Source organism: Natrialba chahannaoensis JCM 10990, from assembly GCF_000337135.1.
In the GTDB taxonomy this organism is placed as follows: domain Archaea; phylum Halobacteriota; class Halobacteria; order Halobacteriales; family Natrialbaceae; genus Natrialba; species Natrialba chahannaoensis.
Genome location: NZ_AOIN01000070.1, coordinates 1 through 14,978, shown reverse-complemented (window position 1 = coordinate 14,978; position 14,978 = coordinate 1). Strand labels below are relative to the sequence as shown.

The following is a 14,978-nucleotide window of genomic DNA, read 5'->3' as shown; positions in this document are numbered from 1 at the left end:
CCTCTCCGTTGAACTCGCCGATTTGACGGCCCTCAATCGCTCTGGGCATCCTCCGTCGAGCCTGAGCCCGACCCTGATCCCGGCTGGTGGTGTGGCGTGATCTCGACGGCACCGGTACCGTCGACCTGAACTCGGTGTCCACGGTACGTAAACACGATCTGCGAGAGTCCCGCGGTGGGTGTGTACGCTGTCTCAGTCCCCGTTGTAGCGTCTGTTCCCGTGTTTGTCCCTGTTCCGTCTCTTTCTGTCCCTGTTTCTGTCTCTTCCCCAGTCCCTGTTCTCGGTTCAGTGTCAGTCTTCGTTTCAGTGCCACTACCAGCACCTGCTTCACGCACTACACCGATCGTCTTGGTCCGTGTCTGTGTCTGGACCAACGCATCGAGTGCGTGCGGGTCGATTACTTTGTACAGCGGCGGCTCGAGTTCTGCCGGCTCAAGCCCTTCGATCGCTGCGATCTGCTGGATAACGTTTTGACTCGGGTCGATCCCCGTCCCCATGATCCTCTCTGCCACATCACGTCACATAAATCCGATGATGGTTTGCTGACGCTCGGCTGCCGTTCGTCTGACGCCTGACACTCTCGGGATACAATTGACTGACGAAGAATATCCAAAGCGGCCACAGAACCATGCAATGCCGCTGAATTTCCTGACTTACGCTTGCTGGCGTTCGCGTGAGACCCACCGAGTTCTTCACCTCCTCGATAGTTTCGGCGTTACCACTCGTTTCCGACTCGTGGTGTCTTCAAAAATGCCCGGGGAGGGCTCCGAACCCTCGATCTCCGCATGTCCCAGGTCCGAGGCTCGGCAGAGTCCTCGTGGGGACACGGAGGCTTCCAAGGCGAAACCGCACCGAATCTCTGAACCCTATGAGTGCGGCGCTATGTCCAGCTAAGCCACCCGGGCTCACTCTTCGGTAGTCGCCTGCCTTTCTTTAAGCTTCTCATTCCCGTTCGTCGTGCAATCTGGACCCACGGATTTATCACACGTTATTACGAACTGCGACCCATGAACGTTCCCGGCATCGTTCAATCTACTCTCGATGGCGAGGAGATCGCCGCACGAGTCTCGCTCGGGGGGGAGGACGAACTCTTCGTCACATCTTCGAGAACACTCGTCTATCGCTCCGAGGGTCTCCTGAGCGATGAATCAGTCGACGACTACCCACACGACGCCGACCGGCTCACCCTCTCGGAAGGCCGACGCAAAACCAAGTTCACACTCGAGTACCCACTCGAGGACGACAGGCAGTTTACCGTGCCAGCGAAGGTAACGGACGACGTGTTACACCCGGTTATTGCGGGTGTCCTGAACGGCAACGAGATTACAAACGCTGGCGAGACGGTCGTCCAGACCTACCGTTTCAGCGAGTTGACGCTGATCATCACGAGTGACCGACTGGTCAAGCACATCGGTGCTGCGGTCTGGGACGAGGATTACGAGGAGTATGCCTTTGAGGATGTGACGAACCTGTCCTTCGAGGACGGTAGCGTCGCGACCCAGATTGTCCTTTCAGTCGACGGTCGGCCCCAACGGATCAAAGCACCGAACGACGAGGCAAACGATCTCCGGGAACGCCTCCAGCGTGCGTTGTTCGAGTACCACGACGTGAGTTCGCTTGCTGAGCTCAATGACGTGGTTGGTGTCGAGGAGGACGACGAACCCGAAGAGTCCGGTTCATCGATGGACTTCGGCGACGGTGTCGATCCGCTCGATGCGAATCCACCAGAGCTGACGGATCGGGAAGATAGTGGTCGTGCTCAGGAACAGGACCAGGACCAGCCGGTGGTCGACTCCGAGGCACAGGCAAGCCACGCTGCGTCCTCAGACCCGCTCGCCCAGCAGGATCAGGAGACGCAGGCACAGACAGAGACACCGTCTAACGCGTCGAGCGAGCCCGCCAGTGTCGAAGAGTGGGGACAGCAGGGCCAGGAGCCGTCGACCAGCGCCAGCTCGGCTGACTCGCCACAGTCCACACCGTCCGATAGCGATGTCGCTGCTGGCACCCCCGAGGAGACATCCACACGAGATTCTGGAATCGTCGATACCGATCCGATCTTCGAAGAGCCAGCCGACTCGAGTACGGATGATGGCGACACCGCCCCCGATACTGACCCGACTCCCGCACCCGAGGTGCTCGATCGACTCGATGCACTCGAGACGGCGGTCGAGGAACAGAACGAACTCATCGAGCGACAGCAGGAAACGATCGAGCAGTTAATTACCGAGCTTCGACAGGGTCGGTAGTCGCGCTTCGGTTTTAGTTTCGATCAACGCGTCGGTGTCTGTTATTCTCTTCAGGTAGTCGTCGCTTCTGGGCGCTGTCGATGACGGTTGTCGATCAGCTCCCTTGCACGCTGTGCCTCTGCCACTGGGAGCGCCCGCAACAGGACATCCACGTCGTCATCGTCCGCCCCGAACGAAGCGCTTTCGGTACTCGAGAACACCGTTCGAAAGCGCCCGTCCCGAGCTCCGGTCGGTGGCTCCTCGAGTCGAAGACAGACCGAGCCGAGGCCGAGCACTCTGGGTAGGATACCGCGGTAGCATGTGCAGTCCTCGATAGCGCGATGTGGGACGAACCGGACAACCGTCTCGTGTCGCGTGTTGTACAACCTCGGTATGGCGTCTCCAGATGCAGATAGTATCGATTCGAAACCTGGCCCGTTCACCTTCGTCTCTCTTAGTCCGTTTCCCGACCCGTAACCTTCCGAATGCACGAGGAGCCAAAGGGGCCGAGTTCGCCCGCCTCGAGTTTGATGAAGTGGCCGGTCGAGAGGCCACAGCCACAGCGCTGGCAGTCGAACTCACCCTCTCGCTGGACCACATCCTGCTCAAAGCGGACGTACTGGCGGCTCTTCGGCCGGACGATGCCGTCCTCGCGGTCGATGATTCCCCGGAGTTCGGCCTCGTCGAGTATCGTCCGCGTGACGGTTGGATCACTCGTCACTGTCTCGATGCGGTCGACGACATCGGCGAGCGAGAGCGAGTCGTGTTCGAGTCGTTCGAGCAACGCGAGGCCGAGTTCGACGCGGTCGTCGTCGTGTGTATACCGTGCGGTCGTGTTTCCAGAGCCGGTCTCATCGGTCTCGGTAGCCGGACGCTGTCGTTCGTCAGCCTCCGACGGGGCCGCCGCCGTCGTTTGGTACTCGCCTTCGCCACGCCGGTCCTGCCAATCCGTCAGCCGTTCACCGTCGGCAGGCTCCCGACCTGTTTTGGGAGTCAAATCAGTGTCTTCGCTGGCATCGTCAGCTGTCTCACCGTCGGAATCGGCCCCGTCGCGCACCATCGATGAGTGCTCACAGAGCAGTGCGAATAAACGTTGTGACGTTTCGGCCGCGGAGCCGTCCTGAGCCACGTTTGTCGATTGGCCGGTGACGTTCTCTCCACCCGGAGCGCGACCAGAACAGAACCAGAGCAGAAAAGCTTCAACACCCGCTCCAAAATCTTGACCGATGTCGGTTCCCTCGGTGTCTACTCGAGTACTCGCTGGCGTGCTGTTCGTCAGCGCAGCGATCACCGCGGGGCTGCTCGTCTCGCCGACTGCGACTGTGGCGGCGATGGAGTCGGTAACGACGAATCCGACGCTCTTCGGGGCTGCAATCGTCGGGTTGTATCTCGTTCGGCCGCTCTTTGCCTGGCCGACGACGCCGCTGGCCGCGGTGGTCGGCTACGGCCTCGGTGTGACGGTGGGTGTTCCGGTCGCGCTCGTCGGCGTGGTCGTTACGGTGACGCCGATCTTTTTCGTTGCTCGCGGAACGCTCGGTGGCTCAGCCGCTACCGCAACAACAGCGACCAACAGCTGGTTCGAATCAGCCCTTGGGCGCACGAATTCCGTTGTCGAGCGGTACTTCACAACCGCCGGTCCGATTCGTGGCGTCGCTGCGTCGCGGCTGGCACCGATCCCCTCGGATCTCTCGACCTGCGCTGCGGCCGCAAGCGGTGTCAGCTACCGCCACTTCGTGATCGGCACCGTACTTGGCGAACTGCCGTGGACGATCGCGGCCGTCGTTGTCGGTGCCTCCGCGGGAACCGTCACGGCTGGTGGGTTCGGCGAACTGGGGCTTGCGCTGACGCTTGCGTGTTGTCTGGCAGCGCTAGTCCTGCTCGCTGGGCCTGCATATCGCGTGTTCCGGACCCAACCCGAACCCGAGGATCACTCTGCACTCGACGGCTGATGCGGTTTGCTCGCCACTTAGTCAGACCGTGACGAGTGGAGACATTGTGAGAACGGGAATGGTGGCAACTCTCACGGAGGAAACCGCGCCCTTCAGGGCGCGGAGGATGTCATACCCAGAACGTATCCGCACAGTCGAACACGACCCCGTGTTGCGGGCAGACGTACTTACAGTGGCGTTTGTACATCGGTGTCTCACACTGCGGGCAGGGTTGACCGTTCTGTCTGGGTTGACGGTTCGCGTCGGTTGAATCAGTCATCGCAGGTCGTAGGTTGACACGGTAGTTGTCTCGAACGGCTGGTCGCTACTCGCTGCCAGCCGTCGGTTCTCATTTGTACTCTCAGTTGAACTCGAGAGACACGACATTCAGTTCGAGCGACGAGTTCCAGTCGCATGAACGCAGCGAAGGCCTGGCCCAACGTTGTCTTCACTCACTTAACAGTTCGTATCACTCGCAGTAACGCAACTGTGAGCCAGCGTTGAAACCCCCAATTCATGTACATTCTGTCGATGGACTGTGAGCGCGTCTGTCTGCTCCTCGACGACGAGTGTTGTCCCGCATATCAGCTGGCGGCCGTGAGAGAACTCGCCGCTCACACCACGGTCGAGATCCCACTCGTTGTTATCAACGACGAAACGTTCCGGCTTCGAGAGCAGTCCCCAGCATATCTGGTTCGCCGCCTCCGTAGTTGGGGAACGTGGGCCCCAGTCTGTGGGGCTACCGCTGTCTCACGAGCGATACGTGGTCCTCCATCGTACGACGAGCGATACCACTATTCGACGGTCAACGCGCTCGACGACGCCGCTGTCGTCCGCTGTTCGCCACACTGGGAAGACGACCGCTGGCGATCGCTTCCCGGTCCGGTCATCGACACCATCACAGCCGAAACCGATGTCGCGGTTCGTTTCGGTTTCGGGCTCTTGACCGGTCGTATTTTGGAGGCACTCGAGTACGGTGTGCTTTCGTTTCACTTTGGAGATATCCGGGAGTACAGGGGGCGAATCGGGACGGTTTGGGAGTATCTGGCGGACGAGCCGTCGGCGGGTGTAACGTTGCAACAGCTCACTCGACGGGTCGACGGTGGGCGGATCGTCGCCGTTGACGACGTTCCGATCGGGCCGCGAGATACGTATGGGGCGGTTAAACGGCGACAGCGGTCGATACTGGGGGAGTTGCTGGTTGAAGGCCTTCAGAAGCTGAACGAGCCCGGCTTCGAGCCGATGGTTCCAGAGTCGCTGGGGCCATACCGGTCGTCGCCGACGGTTCGTGAGCTGGGTCGATTTTTACGCAAGAACGGGACGAACGTGGTTCGCCGGGCGGTTGCAGGAAACTTCGTCACTGGGAACAAGACGCGAAGCCATCAGAACGAAACACAGAGCCACCACGTAGACGACTCGTCGTGAGTAGGGGTCCAAGCAGCGAGAGAGGGATGTGGTGCGAAATAATCGAAGCGTAGAGAGAGAGAGAGAGATAGGACGCTTCGGTCGCGATTGAGCCGTCAGCTGGCAGGCTACTCCTGCCAGTCAGCACTCGCTCCAGCCACAGGACTCGCAGGTCTTGCAGCCTTCGGAGAAGTACAGCGAGAGTGCGCCACAGGACGGACATTCCGGTGACTCGCCGGCGTCGATGAGATCCTGCGTTGCGTCTTCGGTGTCGCGGTCGGCGAGACCGGCTCCGCCGTCGGTCTCTGGCTCGCCGAACTCGGTTTCAGTGTCGGCTTCAGCCGCGTCCTCGAGCGTCTGCTGGGTCGGGTACGGCTTGTCGATCTCGTTTTCCAGGTATCGGCGCATTGCGGTGCCGATGGCGTCCGGAATCGACTGGATCTGTTCGCCCTTGTCCCAGGCAATCTTCGGCGAGCGGGTACCACAGAGTTCGTCGACGATCTCTTCTGGGTCGACACCCGAGCGCAGCGAGGTCGAGATGACCTTCGCGAGCGCCTCGGTGAAGGAGTTCGTGAAGCCACCCGAGTGGCCGATGTTCGCGAACAGTTCGAACGGCTGGCCGGTTTCTGGATCTTCGTTGATCGTCACGTAGACCTTGCCGTAGCCGGTGTCGATGCGCTGGCTAACGCCCTGGAGCGCGTCGGGTCGTTCGCGCTTCTCGGTGAAGTCGACGTGGATCGGCTCGGCGTCAGGGTCGCGGAACTGGTCTGGCTCGGAAGCGAGCGGATCGATGTCGTCGTCGAGGGCCGCCTGCACGTCCTCGCTCTCGAGGAAGGCCTCGAATCCGCCGAAGATGTCGTCGATCTGGTTGACGAGCGCTTCTGCGGCTTCGGTTTCGTCGGCAAAGTCGGCGTTGTCCGCACGCGTGGTGAGCACCTGCTTCGAGCGGGTGCCGTCGCGGTAGTAAGTAACGCCCTTACCGCCATTCTCGTAGACCCACTCGAAGACGTCCTTGGCGTCTGCGAGCGAGGAGTCGTTGGGCGCGTTGACAGTCTTCGAGATGGCAGAGTCGACACCCTTCTGGCAGGCACACTGGACTGCAGCGTGTTGTTTTGCCGAGAGGTCCGAAGTGATGACGAACAGTTCACCGATCGCGTCCGGCACCGTCGAGAGCCCTTCGACGCCCTCGAACTGGTTGGTCGCCATCTGCTCTTGAGCCTCTTCCTTGACGGCGTCGACATCGATGTCGTTCGCCTCGAGCGTTCGGAGGAAGTAGTCGTCGAACTCGACGAGCATCTCGTCGCCCTGGACATCGTCGGTGACGTTCTTGTAGTAGGCGACGTTGTATATTGGCTCACAGCCGCCGGTGGTGTTGCCGACCATGCTCGTCGTTCCAGTCGGTGCGATGGTCGTGACGTTGTGGTTCCGAATTGGGAAGCCATCCTCCCAGTCGTCTGCATCCTCGCCGGTCTGGTGCTCGAACCACTCGCGGTACTCGGTTGGGTTCGCGTACTTGGATTCGTCCCAGTCGTTGAAGGAGCCGCGCTCGGTCGCGAGTTCGTGGCTCGTCGCCTTCGCACCGTGGTTGATGTGGGTCATCAGCTGGCGGGCGACTTCGTTACCCTCGTCGCTACCGTAGCGGATGCCAAGCTGGATGTAGAGCTGTGCGAGCCCCATGATTCCCAGGCCGATCTTGCGCATGTCGCGGACGGTCTGCTCGATATCCTCGACCGGGAAGTCGGACATCGTCACGACGTTCTCGAGGAATCGAGTTCCGTACTCGATGCGCTCGTCGAACTCCTCGTAGTCGATGGCCTCGGTTAGGAAGGCGTCGACGGCCTCTGCCTGTGAATCGTACTCGTCTGCGTGAGCATCGGACCAGACGCGCCAGTCGGGAGCGTTCGTATCTGCGAGCGTCGAGAGGTTGATGTGGCCGAGGTTACAGGCTTCGTTCTCCTCGAGTGGCTGTTCGCCACAGGGGTTCGTCGCCAGGATGCGGTGGTCTTCGTGCGCCTCGGTGTCGAAAGAGTGTTCCTTGTTGACTCGTTCGAGGTAGATCACGCCAGGCTCGCCGTTCTCGTGAGCGCCCTCGACGATCCGTTCCCAGATGAGTTCCGCGGGAATCGACAGCGGCTCACCGACCTCGACGTGGTCACCGAGGTCGTAGCGGCTGTACATCTCCTTGGTCTCCTCGGTCGCGATGTGGGGTTCCTCCGTCCGTGGGTTGGTGAAGGTGTACTCTTCGTCGTTCTGTAGTGCTTCCATGAACGCGTCGGTAACGCCAACGGAGATATTGAAGTTAGAGAGATGGCCTTCGACGGCGTTGCGGAGGTGCTTCGGGACGCGCCCGTCCTCGTCGATGAGTTCGCGGGCCTCCTCGAGTGCCTCGCTGAAGGACGTGTAGGTGTAGTCGTCGGGGTCGTTGAGACGGAGACAGTGGGCCAGGGAGACGTCCTTGTTCTTCGCGTGGATGAACTCGATGGCGTCGGGGTGGGAGACGCGCATGATACCCATCTGGGCACCGCGACGGGTGCCGCCCTGGGCGATGGTCTCACAGAGCTGGTCGTACGTGCGCATGAAGGTGATCGGCCCGGAGGCGATCCCGCCCGTGGAGCCGACCGCGTCGCCGTAGGGTCGCAGTTGCCAGAACCCGTAGCCGACGCCGCCGCCGGACTGGAAGACCTCTGCGGCCTTCTTGGCCGTCTCGTGGATATCAGAGAGGTCGTCGTCCGGAGACATGACGAAACAGGCCGAGAGCTGCTGGAGTTCGTCGCCGGCGTTCATCAGGGTTGGCGAGTTCGGCATGAACGAGAGCGTTTCCATGCCCTCGGTGAACGTGTCTGCGACGTCTTCGACGTGCTCGCGGACCTCGCTCGGCAGCTCCGGAACGATGGTTTCGTAGGCGAACTTGTTGACGTTGTGTTCTGTCAGGACCGTCTCAACATCGTCGTCTGCAGTCGTTCCCTCGCCGAAGACCTCCGCGGCGAGTTCGTCTCGGCGCGGGTGGTCGGGCTTGAGTTGGTCCGGCGTAACGGTGATCTCGAGGTCGTGCTTTTCGGCCTCGTAGACAGCTTCGGCTAGTGCAATGTTCTCGCCAACGCGTTCGAAGAGATCTTCCTGCTCTTCGATGAGGTCGCCGTTGGCGTCCTTGCGTAGATAGCGGGCTGGCAGAATGTTATGGTAGGCGTTGGCCGTCATCCGCTCCTCGAGTGTCTCCCCCTCAGTACGTTTGATAGGGAGGGTGAGGTCGGCCGCGGAAATGTCGTGTTCGCTCACGCGCGCGTCACCTCGCTGGTGTTACGTCGCGCTGTGTCGATTCGTACGTCTTGCGGAGTCCTGGCTCTCATCATTCGTGACGAAGGTCTGGTATTCATGCATGCCTCATAAAATGTGGTGTTGTTATCCCACCTATGTTGGAGTAACACAAATTTGATTGGAGTGATGCCTCTCTCCTGTCTGTCGTGAGAGGGCCGTGGAGAGCCCTCGTTGGTCGTGTTCACAACTACGTAGTCAAGTGCCTTAACGATTATCAGACCATCCTGAAAGTGAAGCCGAGAGCGCTCATATACCAGGATTCTGGTAGAACAAAAAGCGCCGAAATTGACGCATTACTTCCCTGGGAGTGAGTCTCCTGGAAACGAGTCACCGACGATGAACACTCAGTGATTCTCTGTTGTCACGATATCCGGAAAGATTACGGCACTGGGGTACGGGGATTTGACTATGCTCGAACCACTAACGGGGTCGACGGTGCTGCTCGTCCTGGCGGGACTCGCCGCCGTCGCAGTCGCCATCGTCGCGATTCGCATCGCAATCAAACTCGCCATCCGCCTCGGCCTCATCGCCGCGGTCGTCCTCGCCGGCCTCTACACGGTCGGCTATCTCGGTTGAGAACGACGACAGACCCGTTCATCACGCTATTCTGGTTAGAGATACCTGATTCAGCAAGCAGCCAGTTCCACCACACCGCCGCCCGATCCAACTCGTTCGACTCCCCCTCTCCTGCTCGACTGGCGCTGTTCACACCTGCTCGAGGAAGTTCTCGATAATATCGTGTCCCGCAGCAGTGAGCACACTCTCCGGATGGAACTGGACGCACTCGAGTGGGTATTCCTGGTGACGAATCCCCATGACGAGTTCGGAATCATCATCGACACCGTCACCGTGAATCGCCGTTGCGGTAATCTCGAAGCAGTCCGGGACCTCGGTCGCAACCAGTGAGTGGTAGCGCCCGGCCTGAAACCCCTGTTCGAGACCAGCGAAGACGCCCGCCCCATCGTGGTCGACGCTCGAGGCCTTGCCGTGAATCGGGTCGGGTGCCCGACCGACGCTGCCGCCGTACTCGTAGACGGCGGCTTCGAGGCCAAGACAGACGCCAAGTGTGGGAATTTCCGGACTGAGTTCGCGAATGACGGCCATCGAGACGCCGACGTCGCGGTCGTTTTTCGGGTGGCCGGGTCCGGGGCTGATGATGATTGCGTCCGGCTCGACGGCGCGCACCTCCTCGAGTGTGGCGGTGTTTTTGAGAACCTCTGCCTCGGTGCCGTCCTGCTGGCTGACGTACTCCACGAGATTGTACGTGAAGGAGTCGTAGTTGTCGATGAAGAGGATGCGCTGGTGTTGGCCACCGCTGTGCTGTGTCCCTGCATCTCGAGTACCGAGCTGCTCGCTCATCGGCGCACCTCCTGTGGCTCAGCGTCGGCTTGTGAACTGCCCGACTCGGATTCCGTCTGTGTGCCAACGTCAGCAGGCTCTCCCTCGATAGCTTCGAGTGCTGCGAGCACGCCGCCCATCTTCTTCTCGGTCTCCTCGAACTCGGCTTCGGGGTCGCTGTCGGCGACCAGTCCGGCACCGGCCTGGACGCGGATTCGGTCCTGGGCGTTCCCGTCCCCGTCCCCGTTGCCGTTCTCGTCCTCGTGCTCGACCGTCGCCGTTCGGATCACGATCGCGAAATCGGCATCGCCCGTCCAGGAGTAGTAGCCGACACCACCGCCGTACAGGCCGCGGGGCTCGGTTTCGAGGTTATCGATGATCTCCATCGCGCGGATCTTCGGCGCACCCGAGAGTGTCCCGGCAGGAAACGACGCTCGTGTCGCGTCGAATGCGTCAGACTCGGCGGCTAGGTCGCCGGTAACCGTCGACTCGATGTGCTGGACGTGGCTGTACTTCAGGACGTTCATGAACTCGTCGACGCGGACGGAGCCGGCGTCTGCGACCCGGCGCACGTCGTTTCGCGCGAGATCGACCAGCATGGTGTGCTCGGCGCGTTCTTTCTCGTCTGCGAGCATCTCACCCGCGAGTCGGCGGTCCTCGACGGGGCTCGTCCCGCGGGCGCAAGTGCCTGCGATCGGGTTCGACATGATCTCCGTGCCCCGAACCGAGATCAGGGTCTCGGGGCTCGCACCGACGACAGTCAGATCGTCGTGCTCGAGGAGGTACATGTACGGCGAGGGATTCACGTCGCGCATCGCCTCGTAGAAGCCCAGTGTATCGATCTCACCGGTGAGCTCTCGGGTTCGGGAGATGACTCCCTGGTAGATGTCGCCGTCGAGGACGTGCTCTTTCGCGCGTTCGACGCTCTCCTCGTAGGTCGCCTGCGAGCCGGCGACCTCGTTCTTGCGAACAAAGCCGCCCGTTTCTGGCTGCTCGGCGTCGCGAAGCGTCGACGCGACGGCCGCGGCTTCCTCGCAGAGTTCGTCGTAGACCGTACCCGGATCGTCACCGGACTCGAGTACCGGCGTGAAGACGAGTGAGACAGTGCCGTCGTGTTCGTCGAACGCGAGCGTCTTCGTGGTCAGGACGAACTGGGCGTCCGGGAACCGCGAGTCGGGCCGCTCGCAGCCGACCTCCTCGAGCCAGAGGTCGTAGACCGCGTCGTAGGCGAGAAAGCCGACGAGACCGCCGTCGAGGTGCTGGCGGTTGCGGTCGTGGTCTGGGACGTTCTCGAGTCGGACGTCCGGCATGACGTGTCGGAGGCTGTCGACGGTGTCCCCGTCTCCAGCCTTCTCCCCGTTGCTGTTAGCAGTGGACTCGAGTACCGCCTGCGGTGCTCGATCGCTGAGGGCCTCGACGTGTGTTCCGTCGGGGTCGACCGTGACGACGGCGTCGGGGTCGTAGCCGACGTACGAAAAGCGCGCGTGGCGGTCGGTGCCGTCGGATCGTGGGCGGAACGCGCCGTTAGGGTCGCTCGAGGGCGTTTTGTCGGCGCTCTCGAGCAGGAAGGCGTACGGCGAGCGCGTGCAGTCACTGCCGGTCGAGCGGCCGGTCAGGGCCGCGTATGCGGTGAGTGGTGTCGTCTCGACATCGAGCGTTGCAACGGCTCGGACGACGACAGGGCGCTCGTCGGCACCGTCGTTCCCGCCGTTGGAACCCGTTGCCGTCGTCTCCTCCTCGCCGGCTGCGAGGGCGCAGAACTGCGCGCGGTCGATGTCGAACTGGACGGGCTGGCTGTCGTCGTACGTCTGCGTCAGATCAGTCATATGAGGTGTGTTCTGGATGCGGTCGGGCCGATGCTTCTCCGTCGCCACGACTCGCTTGCTCGACAAACGACCGGACGGCGTCAGTGTCCTTCACGCCGCCAGTCGCCTCGACACCGCTTGCAACGTCGACCGCAAACGGTTCGACAGTCTGTACCGCCTCTACAACGTTCGCGGGGGTCAACCCACCCGCGAGAATCACGGGCGTCTCGAGTGCCGCCACGAGATTTCGGGTCCGCTCCCAGTCGTGGGTCTCGCCCGTGCCACCGCCGCCGTCTTCGTCGGTGGTGTCGACGAGGAGCGCATCAGCCGCTGTCGCTTCGGCAGCAGCGTTCCCCTCGTCGACTGCCTGGCTATCGACCGCGTAGATGAGATCCGCGTCGATCCGTTCGCGAACGGACTCGAGTGCCTCCAGGTCGAGACTGCCGTGGATCTGGAGCGCGTCGGGCTCGACCCTTGCGGCCAGTTCGGCAGCCGCAGCAGGCGTTTCGGGCATCGTAACGAGAACGGACGTGACGAACGGCGGAACGCTCGCAACGAGCTCGCGCGCCTCCTGAACTGAGATTTCACGAGGCGAGTCGACCGGAACGTCGCAGATGACGCCGACGGCGGCAGCGCCCGCGTCGACGGCGGTCTGTAGGTCGTCTTCGGTCGTTAGCCCGCAGATTTTGACGCGCGTCATTGGGCACTCGGCTCCGCCTCGGCTGCTGTCTCGGCGTCAGCTGCGCCGCCACACAGGTGCTTGAGCTTCGTCGCCGCCGCGCCAGATTCGATTGCCTCGCGTGCGATGGTTGCACCCTCTGCCAGGGAGTCAGCCTCGCCCGCGACGTAGATCGCCGCGCCGGCGTTGGCGAGGATCACGTCGCGCTTGGCTCCCGTCACGTCGCCTGCGACGATTCCGCGGAGATCGGTCGCGTTCTCCTCCGGGGTTCCGCCTGCGATGTCGCCGATTGCGTGTTCGGAGAGTCCGAGATCCGCGGGTTCGACGGTGAACTCTTCGACCTGATCGCCTTCGACCTCGGCGACGGTCGTCTCGCCGTGGATCGCGATTTCGTCGGTGCCGGCACCGTGGACGACCAACGCGCGCTCGACGTCCATCCGTGCGAGAGCGTCCGCGAGAATCGGCACGAGTTCGGGGTCGTAGACGCCGATCACCTGCGCGTCTGCGCCCGCAGGATTCGTCAGTGGCCCGAGTACGTTGAAGATCGTCCGCATGCCGAGTTCCTTTCGCGGACCGATCACGGCCTTCATGGCCGGGTGGAACACCGGAGCGAGCATGAAGCCAATCCCATCGTCCTCGATCGCATTCTCGACGGACGGCGGCTCGGCTTCCACGTCGACGCCGGCGACCTCGAGTACGTCCGCGCTGCCGGAGGAAGAGGAAACGGAGTAGTTGCCGTGCTTTGCGATGGGAACACCTGCGCCGGCGGCGACAATCGCGCTCGTCGTGGAGACGTTGATCGTGTTGTAGTCGTCCCCACCGGTGCCGCAGGTGTCGACTAGCGGCTCGCGGTCGGGCGTGATCGTTCGCGCGGCCTCGCGCATACCCTGTGCGAAGCCGGCGATCTCGGCTTCCGTCTCGCCTTTCGCACGCAGCGCAGTCAGCAGTGCGCCGATCTGTGCGTCTGTGGCTTCCTCGAAGACGGCAGTCGACGCCGCTCGAGCCTCCGCTTGTGTTAGGTCCTGTCCCTCGGTCACTCGTTCGACGAACTCCTGCATAGTGGACACCAATGTACGTAGTTGTCTTACAATGCCCAAATCCGTACATCATATTAAGCCTGTCGGAGCGTGGGGTCGACTCGCGCACGGCATCCGATTCGAAACCTTCAATTAGGGTGGCCGGCAACCAACGAGTGCAGACAAGGTGGCGACGCGCCACGATGCACGCAAAACCGAACGGGTTGGTGGTCTAGTCTGGTTATGACACCTCCTTGACATGGAGGAGGCCGGCAGTTCAAATCTGCCCCAACCCACTACTTCTGTCGCGAGCAAGTCCGTGAGTAACAGGTCTGTCCCACCCCGTACTCTTGCTGCGAACACCGATTCGAGTACCGGCTTCTGTCGTCAACGACGTGAGGGAAACCAAAACACCGGGGCCGGCCATTGACTGTGACAGCACCCCGTCGAGTTGCGTGAGCGGTTGTGTTTTTCGACGGGGTACTCAAGTTCGATCATCGGTACCAAGACGAAGACCGATCGACGGCTACCGCGAAAAGAATCGCTTCAGTCGGTCGAGGAACCCACCAGACTCCGAGCCGTCAACAGTTTCGCTTGCACTTGCACTTGTACCTGTCTCCGTACTCATCCCTGCACTCGAGTCCATCTCGCTCTCAGTATCCGTTCCTGCAGTACCGTTGGCTGTTCCGCTCCTGGCCCCGACTGGGGACTCTGTCGCGTCGACAGCGCCGGCAAGCGGACCGGCGTCGTCGGGGAGCGAGTTCGCGGATGTTGTGGCTGTGGCTGTGCTGTTCTCGTTCGAGCCCGTCTCATCGCCTGAACTCGTCTCCAGGTCGTCCAGCGAGAGGTCAACGTCGTCGATCTCAGGTGTCGACTCGCGGCCGGTGCCGGCTTCGGCGGCACGGACGTCTGCACCGGTGACATCGCCGCTGTCGATACGCTCGGCGAGTTCGTTGGCGGCGTCGTCGACGTTGTGTCCTGGCTCGGAGTCGATGGTGCTGCTGGCACTGCCGGCGGACGCGTCCACCGTGTCGTTATCAGCCGCTGTGCTGTCGGCCTCTGTGTCCGCTGATTCGTCTGGAGTCGTGTCCGGCTCGTGTTCGTCGGCTGTAGCTGCCTGCCCGCCGGTGTTGGCTGCCGCTGGGGCGTCGTCCTCGGCAGTGTCGGGTTGTTCGCTACGAGCGTGTCATAGAATCCATCTCATAGCTTCTCACAGCCCGGTTCGTTTCCTCGCTCGTAGTTGGTGATTGCAACAACGAGTCGGAGAC

The 14,978-nt window shown here is 61.8% G+C and carries 14 protein-coding genes and 2 tRNA genes; 5 read left to right on the top strand and 11 right to left on the bottom strand.

Translation table 11 applies throughout. The features are described from left to right. Window positions 1–32: 32 nt before the first annotated feature. The gene (locus C482_RS13545) at window positions 33–497 is read right to left on the bottom strand and encodes a HalOD1 output domain-containing protein (protein WP_049896737.1); all 465 of its coding nucleotides are present in this window, start codon (window positions 495–497) and stop codon (window positions 33–35) included. A gap of 254 nt (window positions 498–751) precedes the next feature. Beyond that, window positions 752–905 (bottom strand) — tRNA-Met (locus tag C482_RS21225). A 102-nt stretch (window positions 906–1,007) separates the two neighbouring features. On the opposite strand from C482_RS21225, the gene C482_RS13540 reads away from it, so the two are divergent. Beyond that, window positions 1,008–2,246, top strand: coding sequence for a DUF7115 domain-containing protein (locus tag C482_RS13540; protein ID WP_006168208.1), 1,239 nt, complete (start codon window positions 1,008–1,010; stop codon window positions 2,244–2,246). A gap of 50 nt (window positions 2,247–2,296) precedes the next feature. On the opposite strand, the gene C482_RS13535 is transcribed toward C482_RS13540, so the two are convergent. Beyond that, entirely contained in the window at window positions 2,297–2,611 is a 315-nt protein-coding gene (locus tag C482_RS13535) for a hypothetical protein (protein WP_049896736.1), read from the bottom strand. Between the two features lie 68 nt (window positions 2,612–2,679). Next, window positions 2,680–3,222: a DUF5830 family protein gene (locus tag C482_RS13530; RefSeq protein ID WP_394295543.1), complete on the bottom strand. Its 543-nt coding sequence runs from the start codon at window positions 3,220–3,222 to the stop codon at window positions 2,680–2,682. Between the two features lie 229 nt (window positions 3,223–3,451). Between C482_RS13530 and C482_RS13525 the strand changes: the two genes are divergently transcribed. Continuing rightward, window positions 3,452–4,174 carry a TVP38/TMEM64 family protein gene (locus tag C482_RS13525; protein ID WP_049896734.1) on the top strand — a complete coding sequence of 241 codons (723 nt, stop codon included), beginning with the start codon at window positions 3,452–3,454 and terminating at the stop codon, window positions 4,172–4,174. 109 nt (window positions 4,175–4,283) lie between these two features. On the opposite strand, the gene C482_RS22745 is transcribed toward C482_RS13525, so the two are convergent. Beyond that, the gene (locus C482_RS22745; protein WP_006168204.1) at window positions 4,284–4,433 is read right to left on the bottom strand and encodes an HVO_2523 family zinc finger protein; all 150 of its coding nucleotides are present in this window, start codon (window positions 4,431–4,433) and stop codon (window positions 4,284–4,286) included. A gap of 251 nt (window positions 4,434–4,684) precedes the next feature. Between C482_RS22745 and C482_RS13520 the strand changes: the two genes are divergently transcribed. Beyond that, window positions 4,685–5,578 (top strand): formyltransferase family protein, encoded by an 894-nt coding sequence (locus tag C482_RS13520; protein ID WP_049896740.1) that lies wholly within the window; start codon window positions 4,685–4,687, stop codon window positions 5,576–5,578. Window positions 5,579–5,698: 120 nt separating this feature from the next. Here the strand turns inward: C482_RS13520 and C482_RS13515 are convergent, their stop codons facing one another. Then, on the bottom strand, window positions 5,699–8,833 hold the full coding sequence (locus C482_RS13515) for an adenosylcobalamin-dependent ribonucleoside-diphosphate reductase (protein WP_006168202.1): 3,135 nt from the start codon (window positions 8,831–8,833) through the stop codon (window positions 5,699–5,701). A gap of 447 nt (window positions 8,834–9,280) precedes the next feature. On the opposite strand from C482_RS13515, the gene C482_RS21845 reads away from it, so the two are divergent. After that, the gene (locus C482_RS21845; protein ID WP_004267052.1) at window positions 9,281–9,448 is read left to right on the top strand and encodes a hypothetical protein; all 168 of its coding nucleotides are present in this window, start codon (window positions 9,281–9,283) and stop codon (window positions 9,446–9,448) included. 129 nt (window positions 9,449–9,577) lie between these two features. On the opposite strand, the gene trpG is transcribed toward C482_RS21845, so the two are convergent. From trpG to trpD, 4 genes are read right to left on the bottom strand one after another with little or no spacing between them, the layout of a single operon-like run. Then, window positions 9,578–10,231, bottom strand: coding sequence for an anthranilate synthase component II (trpG, locus tag C482_RS13510; protein ID WP_006168201.1), 654 nt, complete (start codon window positions 10,229–10,231; stop codon window positions 9,578–9,580). Further along, window positions 10,228–12,036: an anthranilate synthase component I gene (gene trpE / locus C482_RS13505; protein ID WP_006168200.1), complete on the bottom strand. Its 1,809-nt coding sequence runs from the start codon at window positions 12,034–12,036 to the stop codon at window positions 10,228–10,230. Before trpE ends, trpG begins: the two co-directional genes overlap by 4 nt. After that, the gene (locus tag C482_RS13500; RefSeq protein WP_006168199.1) at window positions 12,029–12,715 is read right to left on the bottom strand and encodes a phosphoribosylanthranilate isomerase; all 687 of its coding nucleotides are present in this window, start codon (window positions 12,713–12,715) and stop codon (window positions 12,029–12,031) included. The genes trpE and C482_RS13500 overlap by 8 nt, the downstream gene beginning before the upstream one ends. Further along, window positions 12,712–13,752: an anthranilate phosphoribosyltransferase gene (gene trpD / locus C482_RS13495; protein ID WP_006168198.1), complete on the bottom strand. Its 1,041-nt coding sequence runs from the start codon at window positions 13,750–13,752 to the stop codon at window positions 12,712–12,714. The genes C482_RS13500 and trpD overlap by 4 nt, the downstream gene beginning before the upstream one ends. A 179-nt stretch (window positions 13,753–13,931) precedes the next feature. Between trpD and C482_RS13490 the strand changes: the two genes are divergently transcribed. Continuing rightward, window positions 13,932–14,006 (top strand) — tRNA-Val (locus tag C482_RS13490). 230 nt (window positions 14,007–14,236) lie between these two features. Here C482_RS13490 and C482_RS21220 read toward each other — a convergent pair. Then, entirely contained in the window at window positions 14,237–14,737 is a 501-nt protein-coding gene (locus C482_RS21220; RefSeq protein ID WP_006168197.1) for a hypothetical protein, read from the bottom strand. Between the last annotated feature and the right edge of the window lie 241 nt (window positions 14,738–14,978).

What these genes read in the sequence shown, in the direction of transcription:
- C482_RS13545 (WP_049896737.1), bottom strand. Translation starts at nt 497, where the DNA reads ATGGGGACGGGGATCGACCCGAGTCAAAACGTTATCCAGCAGATCGCA.
- C482_RS13540 (WP_006168208.1), top strand. Translation starts at nt 1,008, where the DNA reads ATGAACGTTCCCGGCATCGTTCAATCTACTCTCGATGGCGAGGAGATC.
- C482_RS13525 (WP_049896734.1), top strand. Translation starts at nt 3,452, where the DNA reads ATGTCGGTTCCCTCGGTGTCTACTCGAGTACTCGCTGGCGTGCTGTTC.
- C482_RS22745 (WP_006168204.1), bottom strand. Translation starts at nt 4,433, where the DNA reads ATGACTGATTCAACCGACGCGAACCGTCAACCCAGACAGAACGGTCAA.
- C482_RS13520 (WP_049896740.1), top strand. Translation starts at nt 4,685, where the DNA reads ATGGACTGTGAGCGCGTCTGTCTGCTCCTCGACGACGAGTGTTGTCCC.
- C482_RS21845 (WP_004267052.1), top strand. Translation starts at nt 9,281, where the DNA reads ATGCTCGAACCACTAACGGGGTCGACGGTGCTGCTCGTCCTGGCGGGA.
- trpG (WP_006168201.1), bottom strand. Translation starts at nt 10,231, where the DNA reads ATGAGCGAGCAGCTCGGTACTCGAGATGCAGGGACACAGCACAGCGGT.
- trpE (WP_006168200.1), bottom strand. Translation starts at nt 12,036, where the DNA reads ATGACTGATCTGACGCAGACGTACGACGACAGCCAGCCCGTCCAGTTC.
- C482_RS13500 (WP_006168199.1), bottom strand. Translation starts at nt 12,715, where the DNA reads ATGACGCGCGTCAAAATCTGCGGGCTAACGACCGAAGACGACCTACAG.
- trpD (WP_006168198.1), bottom strand. Translation starts at nt 13,752, where the DNA reads ATGCAGGAGTTCGTCGAACGAGTGACCGAGGGACAGGACCTAACACAA.